24 protein-coding genes and 1 pseudogene are annotated in these 25568 nt (G+C 51.7%); 13 read left to right on the top strand and 12 right to left on the bottom strand.

All coding sequences use genetic code 11. The features are described 5' to 3' along the window. Positions 1-111: 111 nt before the first annotated feature. The 3 genes and pseudogenes from V7775_RS16250 to V7775_RS16260 form a co-directional block, all read left to right on the top strand. A pseudogene (locus V7775_RS16250) lies at positions 112-326 on the top strand (TrbI/VirB10 family protein); the annotation flags it as partial. A gap of 798 nt (positions 327-1124) precedes the next feature. Next, a complete protein-coding gene (locus V7775_RS16255) occupies positions 1125-1751 on the top strand; it encodes a hypothetical protein (RefSeq protein WP_335752965.1) in 627 nt (208 codons plus the stop codon). A gap of 103 nt (positions 1752-1854) precedes the next feature. Continuing rightward, positions 1855-2379 carry a hypothetical protein gene (locus tag V7775_RS16260; RefSeq protein ID WP_335752966.1) on the top strand — a complete coding sequence of 175 codons (525 nt, stop codon included), beginning with the start codon at positions 1855-1857 and terminating at the stop codon, positions 2377-2379. Positions 2380-2766: 387 nt separating this feature from the next. Here the strand turns inward: V7775_RS16260 and V7775_RS16265 are convergent, their stop codons facing one another. After that, positions 2767-3192, bottom strand: coding sequence for a GlcG/HbpS family heme-binding protein (locus V7775_RS16265; RefSeq protein ID WP_335752967.1), 426 nt, complete (start codon positions 3190-3192; stop codon positions 2767-2769). Between the two features lie 126 nt (positions 3193-3318). Next, entirely contained in the window at positions 3319-4038 is a 720-nt protein-coding gene (locus V7775_RS16270; protein ID WP_335752968.1) for a FadR/GntR family transcriptional regulator, read from the bottom strand. Between the two features lie 173 nt (positions 4039-4211). Here V7775_RS16270 and V7775_RS16275 point away from each other — a divergent pair, with 173 nt between their 5' ends. From V7775_RS16275 to V7775_RS16295, 5 genes are all read left to right on the top strand, one after another. After that, a complete protein-coding gene (locus V7775_RS16275; protein WP_335752969.1) occupies positions 4212-5231 on the top strand; it encodes a TRAP transporter substrate-binding protein in 1020 nt (339 codons plus the stop codon). A 55-nt stretch (positions 5232-5286) separates the two neighbouring features. Beyond that, positions 5287-5922: a TRAP transporter small permease subunit gene (locus V7775_RS16280; protein WP_335752970.1), complete on the top strand. Its 636-nt coding sequence runs from the start codon at positions 5287-5289 to the stop codon at positions 5920-5922. Next, positions 5923-7263, top strand: a complete 1341-nt coding sequence (locus V7775_RS16285) for a TRAP transporter large permease (protein WP_335752971.1) — start codon at positions 5923-5925, stop codon at positions 7261-7263. Positions 7264-7344: 81 nt separating this feature from the next. Continuing rightward, the gene (locus tag V7775_RS16290) at positions 7345-7863 is read left to right on the top strand and encodes a redoxin domain-containing protein (protein ID WP_335752972.1); all 519 of its coding nucleotides are present in this window, start codon (positions 7345-7347) and stop codon (positions 7861-7863) included. 582 nt (positions 7864-8445) lie between these two features. Beyond that, positions 8446-10371 carry a sensor histidine kinase gene (locus V7775_RS16295; RefSeq protein WP_443070140.1) on the top strand — a complete coding sequence of 642 codons (1926 nt, stop codon included), beginning with the start codon at positions 8446-8448 and terminating at the stop codon, positions 10369-10371. A 6-nt stretch (positions 10372-10377) separates the two neighbouring features. Here V7775_RS16295 and V7775_RS16300 read toward each other — a convergent pair whose 3' ends face one another. The 8 genes from V7775_RS16300 to V7775_RS16335 form a co-directional block, all read right to left on the bottom strand. Further along, the gene (locus V7775_RS16300; RefSeq protein WP_335752974.1) at positions 10378-11715 is read right to left on the bottom strand and encodes a sigma-54-dependent transcriptional regulator; all 1338 of its coding nucleotides are present in this window, start codon (positions 11713-11715) and stop codon (positions 10378-10380) included. A 215-nt stretch (positions 11716-11930) separates the two neighbouring features. Continuing rightward, positions 11931-13139, bottom strand: a complete 1209-nt coding sequence (locus V7775_RS16305; RefSeq protein ID WP_335752975.1) for a formate dehydrogenase subunit gamma — start codon at positions 13137-13139, stop codon at positions 11931-11933. Positions 13140-13258: 119 nt separating this feature from the next. Further along, the gene (gene fdh3B / locus V7775_RS16310; protein WP_335752976.1) at positions 13259-13852 is read right to left on the bottom strand and encodes a formate dehydrogenase FDH3 subunit beta; all 594 of its coding nucleotides are present in this window, start codon (positions 13850-13852) and stop codon (positions 13259-13261) included. Between the two features lie 12 nt (positions 13853-13864). Beyond that, complete coding sequence (locus V7775_RS16315; protein ID WP_335752977.1) at positions 13865-16759, bottom strand: formate dehydrogenase subunit alpha; 2895 nt, start codon at positions 16757-16759, stop codon at positions 13865-13867. Positions 16760-16918: 159 nt separating this feature from the next. Then, on the bottom strand, positions 16919-17107 hold the full coding sequence (locus V7775_RS16320; RefSeq protein ID WP_335752978.1) for a twin-arginine translocation signal domain-containing protein: 189 nt from the start codon (positions 17105-17107) through the stop codon (positions 16919-16921). A gap of 55 nt (positions 17108-17162) precedes the next feature. Further along, positions 17163-17768, bottom strand: a complete 606-nt coding sequence (locus V7775_RS16325; RefSeq protein WP_335752979.1) for a TorD/DmsD family molecular chaperone — start codon at positions 17766-17768, stop codon at positions 17163-17165. After that, positions 17765-18391 (bottom strand): DUF3306 domain-containing protein, encoded by a 627-nt coding sequence (locus tag V7775_RS16330; protein ID WP_335752980.1) that lies wholly within the window; start codon positions 18389-18391, stop codon positions 17765-17767. Before V7775_RS16330 ends, V7775_RS16325 begins: the two co-directional genes overlap by 4 nt. After that, the gene (locus V7775_RS16335) at positions 18388-18927 is read right to left on the bottom strand and encodes a DUF3305 domain-containing protein (protein ID WP_335753175.1); all 540 of its coding nucleotides are present in this window, start codon (positions 18925-18927) and stop codon (positions 18388-18390) included. The genes V7775_RS16330 and V7775_RS16335 overlap by 4 nt, the downstream gene beginning before the upstream one ends. A gap of 372 nt (positions 18928-19299) precedes the next feature. On the opposite strand from V7775_RS16335, the gene V7775_RS16340 reads away from it, so the two are divergent. The 5 genes from V7775_RS16340 (at position 19300) to V7775_RS16360 (ending at position 23802) form a co-directional block, all read left to right on the top strand. Then, positions 19300-21249, top strand: a complete 1950-nt coding sequence (locus V7775_RS16340; protein WP_335753176.1) for a 4Fe-4S binding protein — start codon at positions 19300-19302, stop codon at positions 21247-21249. Between the two features lie 101 nt (positions 21250-21350). After that, positions 21351-21542, top strand: a complete 192-nt coding sequence (locus V7775_RS16345) for a DUF6494 family protein (RefSeq protein WP_335752981.1) — start codon at positions 21351-21353, stop codon at positions 21540-21542. Positions 21543-21548: 6 nt separating this feature from the next. Next, positions 21549-22613 (top strand): Mrp/NBP35 family ATP-binding protein, encoded by a 1065-nt coding sequence (locus V7775_RS16350; RefSeq protein WP_335752982.1) that lies wholly within the window; start codon positions 21549-21551, stop codon positions 22611-22613. Then, entirely contained in the window at positions 22610-23320 is a 711-nt protein-coding gene (locus V7775_RS16355) for a biotin/lipoate--protein ligase family protein (protein ID WP_335752983.1), read from the top strand. The genes V7775_RS16350 and V7775_RS16355 overlap by 4 nt, the downstream gene beginning before the upstream one ends. Next, positions 23317-23802 (top strand): DUF6505 family protein, encoded by a 486-nt coding sequence (locus tag V7775_RS16360; RefSeq protein WP_335752984.1) that lies wholly within the window; start codon positions 23317-23319, stop codon positions 23800-23802. Before V7775_RS16355 ends, V7775_RS16360 begins: the two co-directional genes overlap by 4 nt. A 75-nt stretch (positions 23803-23877) precedes the next feature. Here V7775_RS16360 and V7775_RS16365 read toward each other — a convergent pair whose 3' ends face one another. After that, complete coding sequence (locus V7775_RS16365; RefSeq protein ID WP_335752985.1) at positions 23878-24591, bottom strand: ATP-binding cassette domain-containing protein; 714 nt, start codon at positions 24589-24591, stop codon at positions 23878-23880. Beyond that, positions 24588-25292, bottom strand: a complete 705-nt coding sequence (locus V7775_RS16370; RefSeq protein WP_335752986.1) for an ABC transporter permease — start codon at positions 25290-25292, stop codon at positions 24588-24590. The genes V7775_RS16365 and V7775_RS16370 overlap by 4 nt, the downstream gene beginning before the upstream one ends. Positions 25293-25568: the final 276 nt, after the last annotated feature.

The raw sequence follows: 25568 nt of genomic DNA on the forward strand, positions 1-25568 counted from the left end.
ATCCATCCCCTGTCTCACAACGTAGTTAGAAGACAAAGTGATCCAAAGTCAGATCGACCGTCATCTAGACGCAAGCTTCCTCGCGAGCATGTGCTGCACATATGCCGATGCACAATGATCCAAGCAGTGACCAAAACAGCTTTGGACACCTGTCTTCTCGGTGCTATCCGGCAATAATTTCGGAGAATGTCTATTCCTTTGACGGAACTCGCATATTGATCCCGCGTGGGTTTCGATTGATTGGGCGCTACCAATCTGTTGTCATAATTGGCCAGCGACGTGTCTCGATTACTTGGGACAGGATTGGCATGCCCAACAACCCGACAAGGACAGTTGGATAATTCGACGCCGATGACTTCGCAGTGCTTCTGGAAGAGGTTGGCTATGATCACATAGACCGCCTGGTCAGCGTGGGTGGGGAATAATACCCATAAAAGCGCGCCGTACGCCTGAGCAACTAGAGGGCGCATGCAACAAACGAATCCGCGCAAGATGAAAACCAAGCCAGCAGGCCCTCGATATGTATGAAAGATCACCATGGAGCACGGTCTCGAACATTGCGGAGTGTACGTTGCAAGACACGCAACGGCGGCACCCTTCCCAGAACAACCCGTGCGGGAACTTGCCTGTAATGATTGGCTCAAGGCTTTACCGTTGAACAGCAGTTGTCGGGATGTTTAGTAGTCTGAGATGTAGTTGGTTCTAGCGCAAAAAGACGCAGTTAGAGTGAAAGTATGTGTACGTCGGCAGCACATACTGAATCCAAATTCAGCTCATTCTAAAAGTAAATTCTTCATCTCAGGAATTCTGAGTGAACGCCACACGTGGGTGTTTCGCTGATGTGATCTGCCGACGCTTTCACCAATCTACCACTCACAAGAAAGGTAAATGACATGAGACTTCAAATCGCATTTTGAGGCAATTTTCCGACAGGAAACGACCACTTTGAATTCAACAAAGGCGATCAGACCGCCGCTTTTGGGAAATTTTTGATTGAGGGTGAATATCGGGCACCGTCTTAGGCTGATCAAACCAATCTGACGGCTCAGGAATCTCAAGCTGAAGAGGTCACAACTGGCGCAGCTTACACCACAAGTGAAGTGCTGGACGCGATCCAATCCAGTTTGACTACGCGCGAAATCGACACCACAGAAATTACCGACATCGACAAGGCGGTGTTTGCTACAGCTGCGTCGCTGATCGCAGCTCTCCTTAGTTCTGACATAGAAACCACTGCAGATATCGAGAACACGTTCGGAGAAGATCTAAACATCCTACTTGTCGATGACTTTGCATCACTTGATGGCGTCTCGCTTAATGGAGCAGCCATTATTGGGACCGATGAAATTATCCTAGACAGTGGCCTTGAAGGCGATGAATTGCGTGCCGTTTTAGCCGAAGAAATCGCTGAGACCGCGCATCAGGACGTGTACGGCGAAGCGTCAGTTGGAGATTTCGGGGCCGAGCTTGTTGCGATCCTAAATGGCGAAGATACAGACACGATCAAAACGTATTCCGAAACAACAGAGATCGACAAGGTTGAAACAGAATACGGCACGGCCGAGGCCAGCCTAAATCGCAGCCTAGTCACTCTTGAGGGCGTTTTGGAGTCTGAACCGGGGTGGGAGATCAACCATAGCGGCTCCGTTAGTGAAAGTGGTTATGACGCCGATATATCAACGATGTATGCGTCCAATCTGGACGGAGACATGTGGGGGAAACACTATACGGTACAACAGCGTCAGAGATAGAGGGGATCGCAGAGGCCAATGGTACTTACGATTTTGATGGCGCGGAATCGCGACTTCTGTCGTCGCCTTCGCTGTTCTCGGTGGGAGCTTTGCTGTTGAAAATTTGGGCGCGGAAATTACGAGCTATGAGAACTTTGAATATATGGCGATTGACGGGCACAGCAGCACATTGATTGCAGGGTCAGGTTCGGCGACCTTCGAATACTGGTTGACCGAGGGAGAAACCTACACAACCGGATCCGAATATAGCTACTCAGAAACAATCTCGACATCATCGGGGTTGAGTGTGAGTGGTATTGAGACATCATTCTCGACAGACACAACAAACACAGAAACATTCTCTTCAAGTAATAGCTTCACCGCAACCTCGACGATACGAAATACTTATACTGTTGATGGCTCCAATTACGAAGCTGGCACCGCAGTTTCTTATGGCGCACATGGGGCTGTTGCCGATGCGACGATCGCCGACAAAATCGAGTTGCTGGGTGTTGCTTACGACTATGATGACGACGGGTACTCGGTTGAAAACTACTTTTACGTGGATGCGACCGAGACTGAAGTTTACCGCGATTATCTTATTGACGTTGTTCAAACGGACGTCTCATCCGCCGACTTGTTAGGCTGACCGGTAGTGCCTTAAAAGCGCACGCCTGAGCGCCTTGCGTAACCAACAGCGTGAGCGCCACACTGTATGCGATGGCAGATCAGGACGTGCCGTTGGACGCGTTCTGGCCCATGACCTCCTATGTCGCTGACGGCTTATCAGCGACATAGGTTAGATATAAGCGTTACAGAGCGGGCAATGTCCGCTCTCTGGAAACCAGCCGGGCAGATCTGACAGTATAGTGGCATCGTTGATACTCTTGCTCGTCAACTCAATCGCCTGCCACGCAATGAGTGCGGATTGCACCACCCACAAGTCCGTTCGATTAGGGGTATTCGACCATTTCTCCTCCGAAAAGACCAAAGTCGATGATCGGTTTTGTCATCTCTGCCCCATAGACTGAGATTTCTATTTTTGAATTGCTGCAAATGCCAGAACACCAGCTTCTGCGACCTCAAGGTCTTGTGCTGGTGATCCAGAACTGACGCCGATACCACCTACGACCTCTCCGTCAGACAGCACTGGCAGGCCACCTGCGACCACCACCAGACGCCCACCTAATGTAGAGGATAACCCAAAGGCTGGCTTGCCGGGTTGGCTCACCTCACCAAGCACATGGGTGCTCTTTCTGACACCGGCCGAAGTAAAGCTTTTGTCGATGGCAAGGTTGATGCTGGTGGTTTTACCCCCATTCATCCGCTCAAAGGCAATCAGGTTACCGCTTTCGTCCGTCACAGCAATGCACATCGGCACGCCAATCTCTTCGGCCTTGGTACGCGCACCAGCAATCAGTACATAAGCGTCATCTATATCAAGGCGTTTAATATTCAGCATTCTTTGTTCCTAATAAGTGGTGTCTGAAGGTCCTCAAACTGCCAATGGTGTTGCGCCAGGATGCAAGGCACCTTGAGTAAAATTGGGGAAAATCGGGTAAGTTTGGATGGTTCACGCCCTTACAATTTAAGTATTGGTTGCACCTACATTGACTTGTAATCCCCGCCGTAGGTGATTGCGCATACCTGCTCCTGCCGCGCTTGCGTCGCCAGACTTGATAGCCTCGGCAATAATAGAATGTTCCTTGCGCAAACTGTCTTGGTAGCCGGGTAGTTCTTCTTGATCCATTTGATGCATCGCATTTGCCGGAATGATAAAAGGCCCAAGAAAGCGCAAGAAATCAACCATATAAGAATTCTTGGTCGCATTAGCGATGGCAAGGTGGAAACTGAAATCCTCGGTCTGTCCCAGATCGCCAGCTAAATGCGCTGCATGCTGTTTTTCCAATGCCGCCTCTATGCCGCGAATGTCAGCGTCTGTACGACGCACGGCAGCCAGCTCAGCATTGGACACCTCCATGTGCAGGCGTAGCTCCATGGCCTGCTCCATGTGGTCCTTTTCACTGAGATCCTTACTGCACAAACGGAACGGCTGTTGACTGATGTCTTCACAAACAAAAACGCCGCGCCCTTGGTGAGCCTTCACAAGCCCGTCCACACGCAAGGATGAAACCGCCTCACGAATGACCGTACGACTTACGCCAAACATCTCGACAAGCGCATTCTCTGTCGGGAGCTGTTCACCAGGTGAAAATTCTCCCTTTTGAATGCGCTCCCGCAATTGATCAGCAACGCGTTCGCCTAGTTTCGGACGCGCCCCTAAGGTCGGCTTTCCAGATTCTCGCATGAGTTCAACTCCAATATTCCCGCTCCCAACTACACGTAACCGCACAATAAGGACAACAAGCCATGAAAATGATCATACGGGTTGCTTTTCGTAAATTCATAATTCATCATACAACATACAATGTCGGGAGGAAACGATAAATCGACATTGGAAAAACATTAGAGAGGATTGAAATGACACTTAATCGAAAATTTGTCTGGCCACTGATGGCGACACTGCTCAGCACCGTTGGGGCGCATGCAGCAGAGTTTGACCTGAGCATCCAAACGCATTTTAGCGCGGAATCACTCAAGGGTAAAAACGTTCAAAGCTTGGTGGATGACATCGAACGCATGACCGCCGGACGTGTGGAGATTGAAATGTTCTATTCAGCGTCTTTGGTGAAGGCGACGGAAACATTTGATGCTGCAGTGAATGGTATTCTTGACGGCGACATGACTGGTGCTGCCTACCAGACGGGTAAAGATCCTGCATTCCAGTTCGTTGGTGATGTTCTTGGCGGGTATGACACACCGTGGGAAATGTATTCTTGGTTCTATTATGGTGGTGGCCTTGAAGCAGCTCAACCGTTGTATGAAGCGCATGGAATGCACGTTGTCGGTTGGTGGATTTCAGGGCAAGAATCCTTGTCCTCAACAAGCCCGCTCGCCAGTGTTGAAGACTTCAAGGATTGGAAATTCCGCTCCCCTCCCGGCATTCAAACCGAAATTTTTGCGGATTTAGGCGCAAGCCCGATTGTGATGGATTTCGGCGAGGTATTTACCGCGCTTGAGACCAAGATCATTGACGGTGCAGACGCCTCAAACATCGCAACAAACAGCGAGATTGGCCTCTACGACATCGCCAAACACGCAACGTACCCCGGCTTCCACTCAATGCCCGCGGATCACCTTGCAATCAACAAAGGCGTTTGGGATTCCCTGCCCGATGACATCCAAGCAATTATCGAAGTTGCCATGGAAAAAATGGCGTTTCGCGAGACACTTAGCCACTCTGTTGAAATGGGTGCCGCTGCAAAAGCTGCTCAAGCAGATGGCGTGACACTTTATGACTGGGATGCTGAACAACGTGAGGCTTTCCGTACATTCTCCCGTGCGAAGTGGGAAGAATGGGGTGAGAAAACCGAACAGGCTGGTGATTTGGTCGATAGCCACATTGCGTTCATGAAGAAAATCGGACTGATCACTCAATAACTGTATTTGGAGCGGCGCCTGCCGTCGCTCCATTATACATCAGAAAGCCAAATTCATGCCCACACTCAGCTCATCTGGCTATCTATGGATCGCATCCTTGGGGGCTTTTACGCTCATTTGGATGCTTTTCGTTGCGCCAAAACTTGTCCCGACTTTAATGCGTGGAATGCACGGTGCATCAGGCCCGCCGCTCACTATCATCGATCACATTACACTGCGGATTGCATCGATGTTGATGTTTTTCGTCGCCATCATAACGAGCATCATGCTCTATGAGGTGGTCATGCGTTACGTCTTTGCGCGCCCGACAATTTGGGTTGAAGAGCTGTCACGTTGGCTTGGCGGTGTCATATTCTTGGTTGCTGGCCTTTATGCCATGCAGCAACGCACCCACATCCGGGTGACCATCGTCTACGACATTGTTGGTCGCAACACGCAGCGCGTCATGGATGCCTTCGGGGCGCTGTGCATCTGCACCTTTTGCTGGACAGTGACGTGGGGATATTGGGAAAATTCCATGCGAAAGTTCAGCACATGGGAGCTTTATGGCTCAGCTTGGAACCCGCCCATCCCAGCCATTATGAAGCCCTTGATCTGTGTCACCTGCGCATGGATGAGCGTTCAAGCACTCAATAATCTTATCGTTGATTGGCGCAGAAACACGCCCCTCTCGCCAGCAGAGGACGTATAAATGGGTATTGCAGAACTTTCACTCCTGCTCGTTCTGGGCATTGTAGTGCTCTTGGCGATGGGCGTCCCGCTTGGGTTTGCTTCAGGATTTCTTGGGGCACTGGTTGCCTATTGGAAGCTTGGAGATCGCGGGTTTTATATCCTAGGGCAAAGGATGTACGACCTTACCATTGAGCACGCACTATTGGCTGTGCCGTTGTTCATTTTTATGGCCATGTTGCTGGAGCGAAGTAATATCGCCAAGGACATGTATGACGCCATGAGCGTCTGGATGTCGCGCACACGTGGCGGCATTGCAATTGTGACCTCTGTCATGGCGATGATTATGGCTGCGATGTCTGGCATCATCGGGGGCGAAATTGTGTTGCTTGGCCTTGTTGCTTTGCCGCAAATGTTGCGCCTGAACTATGATAAACACCTCGCTTGCGGCACGATCTGTGCTGCGGGTTCGCTTGGTACGATGATACCGCCTTCCATCGTGCTCATTATGTACGGCGTGGTGACCGAAACCTCGATCCATGCCCTGTTTAAAGCGGCGCTTATTCCTGGCTTGCTGCTGGCGTTTAGCTACATCGTTTACATTGCTATCCGCGCGCATTTGCGTCCCCAAGATGCCCCACTGCCCGTGCTAGAGCAGGAAGTCACTTTCCACGATAAGATCATTGCGCTTAAGGGTTTGCTACCACCAATGATTTTGGTTGGTGCAATCCTTGGCTCAATCTATGGCGGCATAACAGGGATCACAGAAGCGGCAGCAATTGGATGTATAGGTACAATAATTTTGATCACACTACGTGGTGAAATGTCCCTGTCCTTACTCATAGAAGCACTGCAACGCACGATGCGATCCACTGGTACGATCATGTGGGTTACTTTTGGCGCGACCGCACTTGCGGGGGCTTATTCCCTTGCTGGTGGCCCCACCTTCATTGCGGGTTTGATCCTTGGATTGGATGTCCCCCCTATGGGCGTCATTCTGGTCATGATGTTGATTTTCTTGTTTCTAGGCGCCCTGCTTGATTGGATCGGGATTGTTCTGCTGGTGATGCCTGTTTTCCTACCCATCGTGATGGGTATGGACCCTGCGGATATCGGACTGTTGGGCACCTTGTCTCCGGCGCATGTTTCAGTTTGGTTTGGCATCTTGTTCTGCATCAACATGCAAGTCAGCTTTCTTAGCCCGCCCTTTGGACCTGCTGCGTTCTACCTGAAATCCGTCGCGCCTCCAGAAATCTCTCTGGCTGACATTTTCAGGGGTTTTTTACCATTCATCGGCATCCAGCTTATGGTGTTAGCCGTCATGATGGCGTTTCCCGAAATCACCACCTTGCTCCTGCATTAATGGTGTTCTCCCTGACGAGGGCTGGGTTCGCTTGGTCCTCGTCAAAAATCTATTCCAACCTATCTGGCGAAAGGCCTAAATATGATCAATTCAAAACCCGAGGCTGGTAGTCTCCTCCCTAAAATATCCGTCGACAAACTAGACGGTGGTACGCTTGAAATCGGAGGGACCAAAGATCGGTACACCCTTTTCGTTGTGTACCGTGGCAAACACTGTGGTCGCTGCAAACGCTATCTGAACGGACTACAGACACGCGCCGCCGACTGGGAAGCCGCCGGATTTGATGTTGTTGTGGTGTCCGCCGACACAAAAAATAAGGCCGAGCAAGATGTTGCTGAATTTGGCTGGAATTTTGACATCGGGTATGGCTTGACCGAAGAGCAAATGCAAAAACTCGGGGTCTACATCTCAGATCCACTCTCTCCTGATGAGACAGATCGTCGTTTTTCCGAACCTGCTGTTTTCTGTGTTCGTCCTGATGGCGTAATCCAAATCGTTTGCTTGTCCAATGGCCCAGCCGCACGCCCTGATCTGGATGAACTGCTCGACGGCATGAAATTCAATATTGAACACAAACGCCCAGCAAGAGGGACTGTTTAACTATTGCCAGCAATAGTTGAGCTGTGGTCAGTCCAAAGTTTCATGCGGCTTGATACACAACCTCTTCTTTCAAACCCCTGCACGCGCCTCCCACCCCAACTACTTGCGGGGTGATGCGTGCAGGCGGACATCGACCGTTTCGAGACTTCCGAAGGATTGTCGATCGATCAAGCACGCATAACAGCCATCGACGCCCTGTCAGGTGTCGGAAGAAAAGTAATTGATGTGCTTGAAAGGATCAAAACATTCGCTGAGCTGAGATGTTATCGTGAGCGTGAGCGTGCCATTAAGAAAAATGCCCCTGCTAGTCTTTCAAACCATGGCTTTGACAACTCACTTACGAGATGATCAAGGCGACGAGAATTCGTAGAAAAAGACATCCTAGGATTGCGCGCAGCTCCCGATGTCGACGTCGCCAGCAGCCACTTCCTTTGCAGTATTATCCGCATCAATGTGCACCTGAACCAGCTGCCTCGCGCATACTCCTTTACCTGACTGGTTCTCGTAATTTATGTTGTTGATATGAAAACATCAGTACGCCTTAGATTATTGTTTATGGTTCTCCTACCATTGATCCTTCTGATGCCATTACTACTACTTCTGGGCTTATCCAGATGGACCTCTGAGTACGACGAACTTTTGATTTCAAAAGTAAATAGTGACTTGCGGATAGCCGAGCAATACTTGTCTCGCATCATGGTTTCAACGGGAACCAATCTCAGCAGTATCGCCGGGACAGCTGAGTTTTCTCAAGCGCTCTCACAGCCAAAGAGCATTCAACTCGCCTATCTCGAACGCAAGCGCACCGAACTGGGCATGGATTTTCTATATTACCTTCCCACAACCACGCCGATCGACAGCATCCGTTGGCCAGTGATCCAATCAGCGCTGACAGGAAACCCATCGACCGCGATCGATATTTTTGACGTAGCCGACATGGAAAAATTCAGCGCCGTACTGGCCCAGCAGGCACGTATTGACCTGATCCCAACTGAAGCCGCTGTGCCAACAGAACGCACAACTGAAGTGCGTGGCATGATCGTACATTCAGCCAGCCCTGTTACCTTAGACGGCCAAAGTGGGGTTATTGTTGGGGGCATTTTGCTCAACCGAAACTTGGATTTCATCGATACAATTAATGAACTGGTCTACCTCAATGCGGTAACGGGAGGCGTCAGCCAAGGGACTGCGACATTGTTTCTGGAAGACGTGCGCGTTTCGACAAATGTTCGCCTGTTTGAGAATGTTCGTGCATTGGGGACACGCGTTTCTGCCGAGGTCAGACAAGTCGTCCTTGATGATGGCGCCACGTGGCTTGATCGCGCATTCGTGGTAAACGATTGGTATATTTCCGGATATTTACCAGTTAACGACAGCTTTGGTGCGCGCGTTGGCATGCTGTATGTTGGATTTCTTGAGGAGCCATTCTCCACCGCAAAGAAAGATGCCATTCTATGGATGCTGGTGGCGTTTATTGCTGTCCTGCTAATTTCTGCGCCGCTGTTTCTTTTGTTGGCCAAAAGTATCTTTGCTCCGCTTGAGGCCATGACAAAGATCATGAAACGTGTTGAAGGCGGAGATCTTTCCGCACGCAACGGGAATATTAGCGCCACGGGCGAGATCGGCCAAGTGGCGGCACATTTAGATTCACTGCTTGAACAGGTTCAGGACAGAGACCGCGAACTGCGCGATTGGGCCGGACAGTTAAACAGCCGCGTTGATCGGCGCACATCTGAATTGCGCGATGCAAACACTAAACTAGAAGAAACAACGCAACAGCTTGTCATGTCTGAAAAACTGGCGGCTATTGGAGAAATTACGGCTGGCGTAGCCCATGAAATCAACAATCCCGTGGCTGTGATCCAAGGAAATGTAGACGTCATGCGCGAGGCCCTTGGATCTGCAACCAAGGAAGTGGAAACCGAACTCACCCTGATTGATCGACAAATCACACGGATCACTGCAATTGTCGGCAAATTGCTGCAATTTGCGCGCCCCGGTGATTTCTCTGGGAACCACTCAAGTGTCACACTAAATTCTGCTGTGGCTGATTGTCTCGTGCTCGTTGACCATGAACTGAATACTAAGAATATCAAGGTTCAGACCCATCTGAATAAAACTCCAACAATCCGAATAGATCCCGGAGAATTACAACAGGTTATCGTCAACTTGATCATGAATGCCGCCCAAGCCATGGCGAACAATGGCGTGTTGATATTGCGGTTGAAGAACGAAAAACATGAAGGCCAGTCAGGAGCAAGCTTGACGGTTCATGACAATGGACCTGGAATTGAGGCTGATCGGATAGGAAAAGTATTTGATCCATTCTTCACCACCAAACCGGGCGAAGGTACTGGACTAGGTCTATCAATCAGCCAGACAATCATTCAACGTGCCGGCGGACTAATATCAGTCAACAACCATGTGAGTGGCGGCGCAGAGTTCCGCGTTTGGCTACCAGCTGCAACTGAGGTAAACCCCGACACCACCGAAATAGCGGCGCAATAGATATGGCTACATGCCCCAAGCCGCCAATTTGCGATCGATGGTTTTGCGCGATACGCCCAAACGGCGTGCGGCTTCGGCGCGATTGCCGTCACTTTCATCTAGCAAATGAAGGATATGCCGCTGTGTAACCAGCTCAAGAGATTCAATGGCCAGTTCACCTACGGCCTCACCATGCCCAGCAAACTCTGTTGGAAATGCGCCTAGAATAACCGATCGCTCGATCAAATTACGCAACTCACGTACATTTCCAGGCCACCCGTAACGGCGCATTTTCAATAATGTTTCCGCATCCAGGTCTAGCGGCGCCATGCCAAGCTCTTTGCTGAACTGCTGCATGAAATAAGTAGCCAATTCCACAATATCTTCGCTACGGTCTGCCAGCCGTGGCAGCGAAAGGTTGACGACATTGATGCGGTGAAACAAATCTTCGCGAAATTTGCCTGACGCAACAGCGGCATCTAAATCGGCATTTGTGGCGAACAAAAACCGCAAGTCTAGTGGAATTTCACGTTCTGATCCAACTGGGCGGACCCGCTGATCATCTAGCACCCGTAACAGCGCGGTTTGCATTGCATAGGGCATTTGGGCCACCTCGTCCAAGAACAATGTGCCGCCATCTGCCAAATATAGCAGTCCATGGCGATTATCGCTGTCTCCCTCGCGCACACCAAATAATTGCTGCATCATCAGATCAGGTGCAAAGGCGGCGCAATTCACTGCCACAAACGGTTGATCCCGCCGGTTTGACAAACTGTGCAGGGTACGCGCCGCGATCTCTTTTCCGGTTCCACTTTCTCCAGTGAAAAGAACTGATGTCGGTAATGGTGCCAATCGTTCCAACATCCTGAGCACTTCTTGGAACTCTGGTGATCTTCCAATGAATGTCCCGCCCCGTCCAGCTGCCAACTCGTGGCGCAACAGATGATTGTCGCGTTGCAGGTGGCTTCGATCCAATGTCCGCATCACTGCGCTAAGGATTTGGTTGGCACGGAACGGTTTAAGAACGAAATCGCTGACGCCTACCCGCAAGGCTGTGATGGCAGTTTCTAGATCAGCATAGGCCGTCATCAAGATAATGTCAGCATACAAACCAACCCGACGCTGTTCTTTGACCCAGTCCAACCCCGTTTTACCCGGCATAATATTATCGAGGATCACAACATCAAATTGGGTATTATCCAGATGCTTTGTAGCCTCAACCGCAGAGACGGCCAATTCTACCCGCTTTACCCTGGGTGAAAGAATCTTGTGCAGAAAATGGCGCATCCCCGGTTCGTCGTCGATAATGAGGACAGACGCATTGGCCAAGGCAGGGCCATAGTCTGGAGCGTTCTCAGTATTCAACTACCTAATCCAGACGTACGCTGGCGCCAGCGTATGCGTCCTTAGCTGAGAACCCTATTTCGCTTAATATGAAATAACTGCTCACGCCAATCACGATTATCGCGGCGCCCCCGGCCATCATGGCTTTCATTGTATCGTCTCCTATAGGTGTCAGTTTGCAGATATGTTGGCGTTGCAAAACAGACTATCGCAAATCAAGCGCCGACTGTGCACATTTATTCTGCTGGGGTTGTTGAACTGTTCTGTGATGTGGCTTGCTTGGCTTTCACTTCCTCCAACCAAATCGAATGGTGCTGCTCAGCCCATGCTTCATCAACGCCACCATCGCTCATTGCATCATATGCACCCTCCATACCAACAGAACCAATATAGATGTGTGCCAAAATGATCGCCATCATGACAAAACCCACAATTGCATGCCAAAGCTGAGCATATTGCATCTCTTCTTGTGGAGACATCTGCGTCGGAAGGGCGTCCAACCCGACCAGGCCTGTCAGCCCCCAATCATTCAGCAGCGAGAACGTCTTGGCGAATAGTGTGATTTCGTATGGAAACAGAAGCGACAGGCCAGAAATGGATGCCGATGCACCAAGTACAATCACCGACCAAAAGATGATCTTTTGACCAAAGTTGAATTTTTTCGCAGGTGGGTGCTTTGACCCAACGATCCCACCTGCTTGAGCGATCCAAACCAGATCAGTCCGGTCCGGGATATTGTGCCAGACCCACATAAAGAAGACGACAATCAAGGCCAGCATAAAAGCCCAAGACACATTGTTATGGATAAACTTTGACAGCATCAGCAGCGTCGCGTTGGCTTCGAGTCCAAAGGTTGGTGCTAGAAATTTTCGACCTATTAGCACTAAAATGCCTGTTATCCCCAACAATATAAACGAGCCGGCCAAGGTCCAGTGCGCCATGCGTTCAAGAAACTTAAACCGCTCAATTGTGCGCCCTTTCAGACCCCCTTCAACACGGATTTTGCCCCGTAGCAGATAGAAAACTGCAAGCAAAACAAGTGTGATCGCCAACAATCCGATCCCATAGGTGATCAGTGGGCCTTCACGAACATTAAGCCACCACATCCCACCATCTTGAATGAGGACCCTGCCCCGAACATCTGCTGTCGATACAGTCACATCCGCCGTACCATAGCGCAGCGCGCGCCACAGTTCAGGATCGGATGCGCCGCCCAAGGTCCCAAGCTGATTAGCAATACCAGCGGCCGATTCCGGATCACCGGTTGCGTCGCGCCGAAAGGCTTCGTCAACGCTGTCACCGCGCTGACGGGCCAATATGTCTTCGAGTGTTTGTGCGCCACCTGTAGCGCTGCGATCGGGGGTTGTGGTAGAATCCGCCTGTTGCGCAACGCTTGGCAACGCCAGCGCAATCAACAAAGCAAAGGCAGAGAATAGACGGAACATAGCAGAACCCTCGATATTGAGTTTATTAGACAATTGAAGGCTGGGACCACTGATATCACAGCAGCCCCAGTTTGTTTTAAAAAGGTAACGCACCAACAGCGCATTACCCATAGATGGGTTTAACCACCCTTTTGCTCATAAGCTGTACCCCAGCCCCAAGCACCAGAGCCGAAACCACGGGCAACCACACGTTCACGGTAGATGTCCGAAACGGTTGCGCCATCTCCTGCCAACAACGCCTTTGTTGAACACATTTCCGCACAGATCGGCAGCTTGCCTTCTGCAATGCGGTTGCGCCCATATTTGGCGAATTCAGCCGTGGAATGGTTTTCTTCTGGACCACCGGCGCAGAATGTACATTTGTCCATCTTGCCACGGCTGCCAAAGTTGCCAGCTTGTGGATACTGCGGCGCGCCAAACGGACAGGCATAAAAGCAGTAACCGCACCCAATACAAAGATCTTTGGAATGTAGAACAATCCCTTCTTCGTTTTGGTAAAAGCAGTCAACCGGACATACAGCCATACAGGGTGCATCTGAACAGTGCATACAAGCTACCGAGATCGAGCGTTCACCCGGTTGGCCATCCTGAATAGTCACCACCCGTCGCCGGTTGATGCCCCAAGGCACTTCATGCTCGTTCTTACACGCGGTTACGCAAGCATTACATTCAATGCAGCGTTCAGCGTCGCAAAGGAACTTTGCTCTTGCCATCTTATCGTCTCCTTACGCTGACCAGATTTTGCAGAGGGTCGATTTCGACTCCTGCATCTGAGTTACTGAATCGTAGCCATAGGTCTGAGCCGTATTGGCGCTTTCGCCCAACACATATGGATCAGCGCCGTCCGGATACTTGCTGCGTTGGTCTTCGCCTTGGAAATGGCCCCCAAAGTGGAACGGCATAAAGGCGACGCCCTCACCGACCCGTGGTGTAACCATAGCCATAACTTTGACCTTGCCGCCTTCCGGCCCTTCAACCCAGACCTGCTTGCCATCACGCACCCCAAGGTTATTCGCATCCCTAGGGTTGATCTCAACAAACATATCTTGCTGCAACTCAGCCAGCCATGGGTTCGAACGAGACTCCTCGCCACCGCCCTCATATTCGACCAGTCGCCCGGACGTGAGGATCATGGGGTATTCCTGGCTAAAGTCTTGTTTCTGAATAGACGCATACATAGTCGGCAAACGATAGAATTTGCGGTCTTCATATGTCGGATAATCAGCAACTAGATCCCTGCGGTTGGAATAAAGCGGCTCGCGGTGGATTGGCACCGGATCTGGGAACGTCCAGACCACTGCACGTGCCTTTGCATTGCCAAAGGGCGCACATTCGTGGGCAATCGCAACCCGTTGGATCCCGCCAGAAAGATCCGTTTTCCAGTTGGTCTTTGGACCAGCCAAGGCATCAATGGACGCACGTTCCTCAGCCGTTAGCTCGCTGTCCCAACCAAGGTCCATCAGCATTTGCATTGTGAATTCGGGGTATCCATCTTGGATATCCGAGTCCTTGCTGTAAACGCCTTCAGCCAACAGATTGTCACCATCACGTTCAACACCGAAACGAGCCCGGAACGTTAGGCCACCCTCTGAGACACGTTTGGACAGGTCATAGAGGTTAGGCGTGCCGGGATGGTTCATTTCTGGGGTGCCCCAAGAAGGCCATGGAAGACCGTAATAATCTCCATCAGCCGGACCACCAATCGCTTGTAGCGTTGTACGATCAAAGGTGTGCTGATTTTCCATGTGCTTCTTGATGCGTTCAGGACTTTGACCTGTGTACCCAACAGTCCACATTCCACGGTTGAATTCCCGCGTAACACTTTCCACGTTTGGCACGTGTTCATCGTCCATTTCGATATTGCGCAGCAGGCGATCGGCAAAGCCGAACTTGTCTGCGAACAACGCAATGATCTCGTGGTCAGGTTTGCTTTCGAACAGTGGATCTACCACTTTGTCGCGCCACTGAAGCGACCGGTTTGATGCGGTGACAGAGCCACGCGTTTCAAACTGGGTACATGCCGGAAGCAGATAAACACCGTCAGTTCGGTCATGAAGTACGGCAGAAACGGTTGGATAAGGATCCACCACGACAAGCATGTCGAGCTTTTCCATCGCCGTTTTCATTTCCGTCATCCGGGTCTGTGAATTGGGCGCATGCCCCCACAGAACCATTGCACGAACTTTGTTAGGTTGATCCATGTTGTCAGCATCTTCTAAGACGCCATCAATCCAACGCGACACCGGAATACCAGTGAGGTTTTGCAGGGATTTCTCCTTGCCGTCCGCGCCAGTTGTTTTCTGGAACTGACCCGCAAGCCATTCAGGATCTTCTTCCCAAACGCGTGCCCAATGTGCCCATGCGCCCGCTGACAGGCCATAATAACCCGGCAATGTGTGGCTAAGGACTCCAAGGTCGGTTGCGCCTTGCACGTTGTCGTGGCCGCGGAAAATATTTGTACCACCGCCAGAAGTGCCCATGTTGCCAAGGGCCAGCTGCAAAATGCAATACGCACGTGTGTTATTGTTGCCTGTGGAGTGCTGCGTGCCACCCATACACCAAATTACGGTGCCGGGACGGTTGTTGGCCAAAGTACGGGCCACGCGACGCAATTGTTCACCGGGGGCCCCAGTAACACGTTCAACTTCTTCAGGATTCCATTTGCGTACTTCGTCTTGAATTTGGTCCATGCCCCAAACACGGGTACGGATAAATTCTTTATCTTGCCAATCATTTTCAAAGATATGCCACAAGATACCCCAGACCAAAGCAACATCACTGCCGGGACGGAAGCGGACATATTCATCCGCGTGGGCCGCAGTACGCGTAAAGCGCGGATCGCAAACGATCACTGGCGCATTGTTTTGCTCTTTGGCCTTCAGCAAGTGCAACAGCGAAACAGGGTGTGCTTCGGCTGGGTTACCGCCAATGATAAAGATAGCTTTGGAGTTGTGGATGTCGTTGTACGAATTGGTCATCGCACCATAGCCCCAGGTGTTCGCAACACCGGCAACTGTGGTCGAGTGACAAATGCGTGCCTGATGGTCCACGTTGTTTGTGCCCCAGTAGGCTGCAAACTTACGGAACAAATAGGCCTGTTCGTTGTTATGCTTGGCCGATCCTAGCCAATACACAGAATCCGGGCCGCTTTCTTCGCGGATCGTATTCATGCCGTCGCCGATCTCATTGATCGCCTGTTCCCAGCTGAGGCGGACCCATTCACCGTTTACTTTTTTCATGGGGTACTTCAGACGGCGTTCGCCGTGCGCATGTTCCCGTACCGATGCACCTTTAGCACAATGCGCACCTAGGTTAATCGGACTGTCCCAACCAGGCTCTTGGCCTGTCCAAACACCGTTTTGAACTTCTGCAATTACCGTGCATCCCACTGAACAGTGGGTACAAACAGATTTCACTGTCTTGACCAAGGCTGGGTTTGACGCAGCGGCAGATGCTTGCTGCACCGTACCCCCCGTAGCGGCAATCGCCGCAAGCCCTCCAATGGCCAGACCGGATCCGCGCAGAAATGCACGCCGATCTACTGAAGCGTTGGCCGCTTCTGACAGGATACTTGTCCGCTGGGAGCGTCGCGCAATCCCATTGGTCTTTTTCCTCAACATAATGTTGTCCTCCCTTGCTCGCTTATCCCCTGCTGGGCCTCGCTCGCTTGGCTTCAATTGTGGCTGTCAGCAGTCGGGCGTCACGCAACCAGTCGCTTCTTGCCGTCTATTCGTCGCCCGATTGATCGGACGCCGTGTCGCCCCAAAAGGGCTATTTTATCAGAATTTTGCGCTATCCAGATAAGCTCGGGTGTGCAGGGTGTCCTGCATTTTGTCCGACAAAAGATCGGGCTCAGCTGCTTGGGCTGTGCTCCCCCCAGTAACAACAGCTGCCACTGTAAGCGGTCCTGCCGTTCCGGCCAGTTTCAGAAAATTGCGACGGCTTGTGCCGTCTTCTTTTCTGCTCATATTAGTCTCCTATGTTGACTGTTCCGACGATATTTCGCCGCTCGATTTACGGGATTTAACCCGCGCTCATCCGGAAGGCCTCAGTTTCAATTTCCATAAACGTGCGGCCAATTGTGGCGACCGACGCATAGAAAACTGAATTTTTAGCTCCTTCGAGATCTGAATAAAAATGCGCAGCCCAAGGGGCGATGTGCGTATTGAAGAAGATCTTTTGTTGATCCAGCGTGGCCTCACGACCAAACCGCCCAACGATCATCGCACCCATCATTTCCATTAGGCTGGCAATATTGTCTTCTGGTTCAAACACGGTATTCGACCGCTCCAAACCCCGTAGGGCCATGTCATCGCGCAGCCGCGCCAACGGTTTTTCGTTCAAAAAGCCGGTCAGATAGTAACTGGCATAAGGCAACAGCTCGCCCCGCCCCAAACCGATGAACAGTTTGTTATACTCGCGCGTAACGGTTTGGGGTTTGGACAGCTTTGCCATTTTCGCCAGCGTTGAGGTCGCCTTGCCCAACGGACTGTCATCCCCAGAGAGGCCTGCAGTCATCATCAACAAGCTTTCATCTGGCGGACCAGCCAGCAGTACTCCCAAGAAGTTATAAAGATCCGCACGCAACCGATCTTCTTCTGCGATTTCCATTTTTAACGCTTCGCTCATCCTGTGTGTTGATCCTCAAAATAAAATTGCATCCGGCGGCGCTGCGGATTTGGGACGATGTCTTCTTGAATTGCGACATCCCTCAGGTCTGGCGCGTCCTGCTGATGGATTTCACCCTCCAGCATAATTTCTGGTGCAGAGCCTTCGGCATCGGCCACAATCAGTTCTTCGATTGTCAATTCTTCGCCTTGTTCCACTTCGGGAGCAGGTGCTTGCGCCGCTTCTTCTTTTTCCAACGCTTGGCGGGCCAATTCCTTGACGTGTGCCATCATGCCTTTGCCGACTTGGTAGGTCGTTTGCATGTTCTCAATGACCATTGCGGCGTCAGTGAAATCCTCACCATAATCGACAAGCCCGTCCACATTCGCCAGAATGGGGTTCAATCTCCAAAGCTTGCGTAGGGCGCGCGTCTTAAGGCGGGCAGGAACCACATCACTCATGAAGGCGCTGAAATCATCGCCCTGCTCCATGTTGTCAGGATCGGGAAGTCCCAATTCTTCTAGTATTTCCGCATCCGTTTTTTCTGCAGTTGACGCTTCCAGCGCCTCTTCACGCGCTTCAACCAACTCAGCATCGGCTTCAGCCTCAACAGCGGCTTTGCGCTTGTTCCAGAAATCGCTCATTGCAAGCGCTCCTTGCGGACCGAACCGGGTGAGCGATAAACGTCCCCCATCTGGGAAATTCGCGCATCGCCAATACCGTCTTCCTTTTCGTCGATGCGCTTACGATCGCGCTTCCGCTTCACAAAGACTTCCTCTTGGTGAAATTCCTCGACAAAGTCGCGCACCCACGCAATCAAACCAGCTGGCATTGGAACTTTCTCAACCAATTCCTCACCACTGTCCGTATAGTCCTGCGCTTCATATGGCGAAGCGGTGACCAACAGCACTTCCAACGGGACATCAATCTGTTCGCTTTCACGCATTACGACATAGACGCATGGCACCTGAGTAGAGAGCCCATGAAGATAAGCCTCCGTCTCGGCACCGTGCAATTCAAGTGTCAGAGTGTCGGCATGGTATTCTATTGTCTGACCTTCGCGGCGCAACTCACGCCAGCTGGCATCCTGAGCGCCGACCAATACCCCTGTCGCAGTCCATGCAAATGACACCCAACGGGTAACCCCTGGCGTGCGCCGCAGCACTACGCCCAAACGCATCGTTTGGTACATTTTAGGATTATGTATCAACCCAGTCTCCCTGTTGGAAACTAACTTGCGACAACGCATTGAGAGAACAAAGCAAAGAATGGCTTGAAATCGCATTCCATAGTCCTTGGGGACAAAATGGGATTGTATCCCCAGCCGATCCTTGCGCGGAGGACAAGATGTCTATCTTGAGTGAAATACTAGGCTATACATTTTGCTGTACAAATACCGAATCACTTGATCGAAAATCGCGATGTTTGGCCTACTCAACAAGTTGGTGTTTGAAAGAATGACGGTTGTCGCCCACCGCGAATCAAGTCTACCCTGCGCAGTGTCCTTGCAGTTTATACCTGTGAAAAAGGCGTGTTTCAGGAAGGTAATATGATGGCTAAACGGCTGATAACATGCGATTGTCTTGGGAGCCAAGCCATCGATGCGAACGCAATGTCTCACACACTAGGTCTGGAGGTAATAACGCCGTGCACAGCACTCTGCACAACCCAAATTGACCTAGCCGCCGCCGCTTTGACACAAGGCGATGCAGTTTTTTCTTGTGCCCAAGAAACACGCGTTTTCGAGGCTTTGGCTGAGGAATTGGGCGTCGATCCGGCCCCCACATTTGATCTGCGAGATCGGGCAGGTTGGACCGCCGATGAAGGTAGTCTTGTACCCAAAATGACCGCACTGGCCGCCGAAGCTCTTTTACCTGCGTCCCCAAGCAAATCATTAGACGTTATTTCCGAGGGCCTATGCCTGATTATTGGCAAGGCTGATATCGCACTCCAAACAGCCGAAAGCCTCAAGGATCATCTGGGCGTTACTTTGCTATTGGAAGATGCTGACAACGTACCCGACTCCCGTGGCTTTGACGTTATCGTGGGTAAACTGCGCCGCGCTTCCGGCGCGTTTGGTCAATTCAAAGTCACCATCGACGCGCTGCAAATGATCGAACCTGGTGGGCGTGGCGCGTTTGATTTGACGCCCCCGCGACAAGGCGGCGTTTCGCAATGTGACATCCTAATAGATCTGCGCGGCGAGACCCCACTATTTCCCGCCCATGAAAAACGTGACGGATATCTGCGCGCCGATCCAAACCACGCACCAGCGGTTGCAGCAGCAACATTGGCCGCATCGCACATGGTTGGCACGTTTGAAAAACCGCTATACGTTAAAACCAACGACCTCTTGTGCGCGCATTCACGTGCCGAGCAGACTGGCTGCACAAGATGTATTGATCTGTGCCCAACTGGTGCAATTGTACCCGACGGCGAACATGTGACCGTGGATCCGATGATTTGCGCTGGCTGTGGTGCCTGTTCTGCTGTTTGCCCTTCGGGTGCCATCAGCTATGATGCGCCGCCCGTCGATATGGTTTTCCGCCGCGTGCAAACGTTGGCCAAGACATTCATGGACGCGGGTGGGCACGCGCCTCGATTGTTAGTGGTGAATGCGCATGGCTCTGAAATGATTTCACTGTCAGCCCGGCATGGTCGCGGGCTTCCCGCAGATGTGATCCCGCTAGAAATGTCAGCGCTCAACGCTTTTGGTCACGCCGAAGCCGTCGCGGCCCTTGCCGCTGGGTTTGCCACCGTCACAATCCTGCCTGGTCCCTCCACTGACATGGACGCGTTGGGCGCGCAGGTGGCGCTTGCCACTGCCCTCTCTGGGCCGGAACAAATCAACATCCTGAACTCGTCTGACCCTGACGCAATGTCAGATGCGCTGTATGCTGCGGAAGTCCCCGAGCCCGTCAAAACACCAATGCGGCCGATGGGCTCGCGCCGCCAAATCACCAGACAGTCCGCCCGCGCATTACATCCTCAGGCCGAAACGCTGCCATTGCCAGAGGGCGCGCCTTACGGTGCCGTTCTGATCAATAAAGACAGCTGCACGCTCTGCCTGTCCTGTGTGTCGCTCTGCCCATCTGGGGCGCTAGCTGACAACCCCGATCTGCCGCAATTGCGTTTTCAAGAAGATGCATGCCTGCAGTGCGGCATCTGCGCCAGCGTTTGCCCCGAAGATGCCATAGGGTATGAGCCACGCCTAAACCTGACTGACATCGCGCTTGGTCAAGAAGTCTTGAACGAGGAAGAACCATTTGCATGCGTTGAATGTGGCGAATTGTTTGGCGTGAAGTCGACGATTGACCGGATCACTGACAAGCTGAAAGACCACGCAATGTTCTCAGACCCCGGCAAGTTACGGATGATCCAAATGTGCGACAATTGCAGAATCGATGTGCAATACCACGCCGAGGACAATCCCTTTCAAGGTGGGAAGCGGCCAAAGGTGCGCACCTCAGAGGATTACTTCAACAAGAGACGCGATAACTGATGGACCGCTCAATCATACGCCAATCGTAATAAACAAAAACATACGCATGAGGGGCGGCCGAATGGCACGCATCACGATGCGAAACTAAAAGGGAGAAACACATGTCAGAAGATTTCAACATGTCGATGCGCAAATTCCTAAAACAGGTCGGCGTCACATCACAGCAAGCTATCGAAGAAGCGTTGCGCGATCAAAAGACCAGCGGCAAAACGTTCAAAGCCCGCGCAACAATTACCATCGAAGAACTTGGCCTGACCCACGAGGTTTCAGGCGACATCAAAGGTCAGGACTGAGCATTGGTGGATCGTGAAGCAGTTCTGGATGTCTTGAAATCCATCTCAGATGTCGTCAGTGAAAACGATATCGTTTCTGCGGGCGTCATGCGCGCCTTAAACGTCGAACCAGATGGCACTGTGCGGTTCGTCATGGAAATCGCTCCAAGTGCTGCCAAAGAATATGAAGCTGTGAAAGCAGAGGCTGAGGCCAAACTGGCCAAGCTTGAGGGGATCAAGACGGTCTCTATTGTGTTGACTGGTCATTCAGCCCAACCCGCGCCGCCGCAGCTTACGCCGCGAAAATCGGCTGAACCAACGGGTCCGCAAAAAATCCCCGGTGTCGATCGGATCATTGCGATCGCGTCGGGCAAGGGGGGTGTTGGAAAATCCACAGTATCCGCAAACCTCGCCTGTGCGCTGGCCGCACAGGGGCGACGTGTTGGGTTGCTAGATGCAGATATGTATGGCCCATCGCAACCTCGGATGATGGGCATTTCGGGCCGACCCGCCAGCCCGGACGGTAAAATCATTCTTCCCATGCGCAATCACGGTGTGACGATGATGTCGATTGGTTTGATGACCAACGATGACCAGGCCGTTGTCTGGCGCGGCCCAATGTTGATGGGTGCGTTGCAACAGATGCTCACTCAGGTGCAGTGGGGCGCTTTGGATGTCTTGCTGGTTGATCTACCGCCCGGCACTGGGGATGTGCAAATGACCCTCAGCCAAAAGGCGCAGGTTGATGGCGCGATCATTGTCTCGACACCGCAAGATGTCGCGCTGATAGATGCCCGTAAGGGGATCGACATGTTCCAACAACTGAACGTACCTTTGGTCGGGATGATTGAGAATATGTCCACTCACATTTGTTCAGCATGCGGACACGAAGAACACGTATTCGGGCATGGCGGAGTTGCGGCAGAAGCGGCTAAGCTAAACATTCCATTACTCGCCGAAATTCCACTCCATTTGGATATTCGTTTGGCTGCAGACGGGGGCGCCCCAATTGTGGTCAGCCAGCCAGACTCGGTGCAAGCGGCTGCTTTTGCGGATGTCGCGAAAAAGCTAATTGAAAAAGGTCTTGCATGAGCACAACACACCTCAGCCTCCCGCCGCTTTTGTGGGATGAAGCCGTGACAGGCTCTGCGTTTGAACACGCCTGCTTGCGGGCAACGCAAGGCTGCGATGCTGGTTTGATCGCCCACAATATGGGGGCAAATACCCTGCAAGTAGCTTTGGTCTTTGCCCCCGAAGTCCCTTTGGCAGATGCTATCGTCATGCTACCGCTGTGCGCTGTTGGATTTCAAAACGCTCTGGGTGCAGTTGCCCCTCCAGAAGTTGCTGTACATCTTACATGGGACGGGAAGATTCTGATCAACGGAGCGTCTTGTGGGCACCTTAAAATTGCGGCTTCGGATACAGATCCGACCTTAGTGCCCGACTGGTTGGTGGTCGCCTTTACCTTACCGCTTTGGCCTGAAGACGATTCAATCGAGGGGGACACACCTGATCAAACCACATTGTATGCAGAGGGCTGCATCGAGGTGAAAGCCCCAATGTTGGTTGAAGCCTTTGCACGGCACACGCTCAATTGGATTGGCCGCTGGGAAGATGTAGGGACTAAGCCATTACATAGTGAGTGGCGCGGCATCGCCTATGGTATCGGCGAAGACACCGAACACAATGGCACCAAAGGCACCTTTGTCGGTGTAGATGAACGCTTTGGCATGTTGCTACGTCACGGCGAAATAACAGACCTGATCCCTTTAACAACTCTTCTGGAGGCAGCGTCATGAAGCTCGCTCGTGCAATCCATTTTGACGAAAGTGACCAGCGGGTATTTCACATTCCCGCACGCACCGGAGAATGGTGCATTTCTGGAGGGTTTGAATTCTCTAACTGGGCGGAAGGTGATCTGACGGGAAAAGCCCGGCAAGCATTTGCTAACGGCTGGTTTGGCTTAGAAACTGGTGGGCGTGTAACATTTGTAGCGGTTACTCAGATCGAAACCGCGGAGATCGCGACGCTCACGGATTTATTGGCGCAGCATTTTGTAACTTACTATGGCGCGCCATCCATTGAGGCCGCACGCCCCACCGCGACAGAAGAATTGAGCCAAATGATCGAGCTGTGCGAAGATCACGATCCAAATTTCTTGATAACCGTTTCCCGTGAACTCACCCCTTCAGGGGTCAAAGAAACCTACCGGACTATCGAGCCGCAAAATGCCGGGATCGACCAATTTGCGATCCACGGCTCGGTTGATGAATACGATTAAGGCGTTGCGACAAAAGTAGACAATGTCCCGCTGTTGATCTGATATCCATTTATCAATGCGCCAACATTTCGGTTTTCACTCCACTATATCGCCATTTAGGAAAGCTCTCGCTTGGGGTGTTTGTGGGGTATCGAAAAATGCTTTGGCTAGGCTATGTTCAAGCACCCGCCCGTGCAGCAGGAAAATGACTTCATCAGCAAGGCGTCGCGCTTGTCCAAAGTCGTGCGTGGAGAGGATCAAGCGTGTCCCCGATTGCCGGGCGCTTTGCAAAATATCTTCAATCTCACGTGTAGCACGGCCATCTAGCGACGCCGATGGTTCATCCAGAAAAAGCACCTTGGGATTTGTGATCATAGCCCGGGCCAATGCCAGTTTTTGTTGTTCACCGCCGGATAACACCAATGCAGACCGATCCAGCATGTCCTTCAGGCCGATCCGGCCCGCCCAATCTACTGCTTGATCGTAAGCGTCCGCTTTGGAAACGCCCCTAATCCGCAGCGGATAAGCAATATTATCGACTACGGATCTGCGCAATAATATGGGGTGCTGAAACACAAACGCCTGATGGTGACGGGCCTCCTGATTACTGCATGCCCAGTCGATTGTGCCGCCTGTTTTCCGCGCTATGCCGTGCAACAAACGCAACAACGTGGTTTTGCCAGATCCGTTAGGGCCCATCACAACCGTGGTCCCTTCTCCTTTCAGATCTAAATCAATTGGGCCAACCAGCACTTTTCCTCGACGAGATGTCTTTGCCGCACGGACTGTTAAAGGGAACAGACTGTTCACCAGCGGCCCTCCTGTTCGGTCCGGCTGAGCCAATGAATGGTAAGATTTACACTGATCGCCAACGCAATAAGAATGAACCCCAACGCAAGCGCTAAGGCGAAATCACCTTTGCCAGTTTCAAGGGCGATTGCCGTGGTCAAAACCCGCGTGGCATGATCGATGTTACCACCAACAACCATAATCGCACCGACTTCACCAATGGCGCGGCCAAACCCCGCCAAAGATGCCGTCAACAGTGCCCGCCTTGCATCCCACAACAAAGTGCGCATCTTTTGCACTTGCGAAACATTCATTGATATCAACAGATCATGATATTCAGACCATAAATCACGTAATGATTGATGTGCGATACTCGCAATCAGCGGCACGATAATGATGACCTGCGCAATGATCATCGCCGTAGGCGTAAACAACAGCCCCAATATACCTAACGGGCCTGAACGCGATAGCAGCACGTAAACAACAAGCCCAACCACGACCGGTGGCAAACCCATCAACGCATTTAAAACTGCTATAACACTGCGCCGCCATCGAAAACGACGGACAGCTAAGAATGCCGCAAGCGGCAGGGCTATTGAAGACCCGATGACCAACGCAATGAGTGTTACCTGCAACGAGCGCAGTGTTATTTCTGCGAGTTCTGAGTCAAAGCTCACCACCAGCCAGAATGCCTGTAACAGACCTTCCCACAGATCACTCATGTGCCCCCGCCCTTTCCCTTGCCTTGGCCCCGACTCTAAAACTGAAATTTGCAATTTACAGCAACAAAACTCAGTATTTTTGGCGGATTATGTTTTAATTTCGGCCTTTAGACAGAATGTCCTTACGCGTTGCTTTGTTATCTTGGAAAAGGTCAACATTTCCACCCGTTTATCACTCGATGCACGCAATGGAATTGCGCTGCGGGTGCCGCTAAATTTGCCGCATCTGGTGGAACCAAAGCGTGGCGTCTATTGTGTATATGTACATGAGGATTG

This window comes from Sulfitobacter sp. (assembly GCF_036960155.1).
Taxonomy (GTDB): domain Bacteria; phylum Pseudomonadota; class Alphaproteobacteria; order Rhodobacterales; family Rhodobacteraceae; genus Sulfitobacter.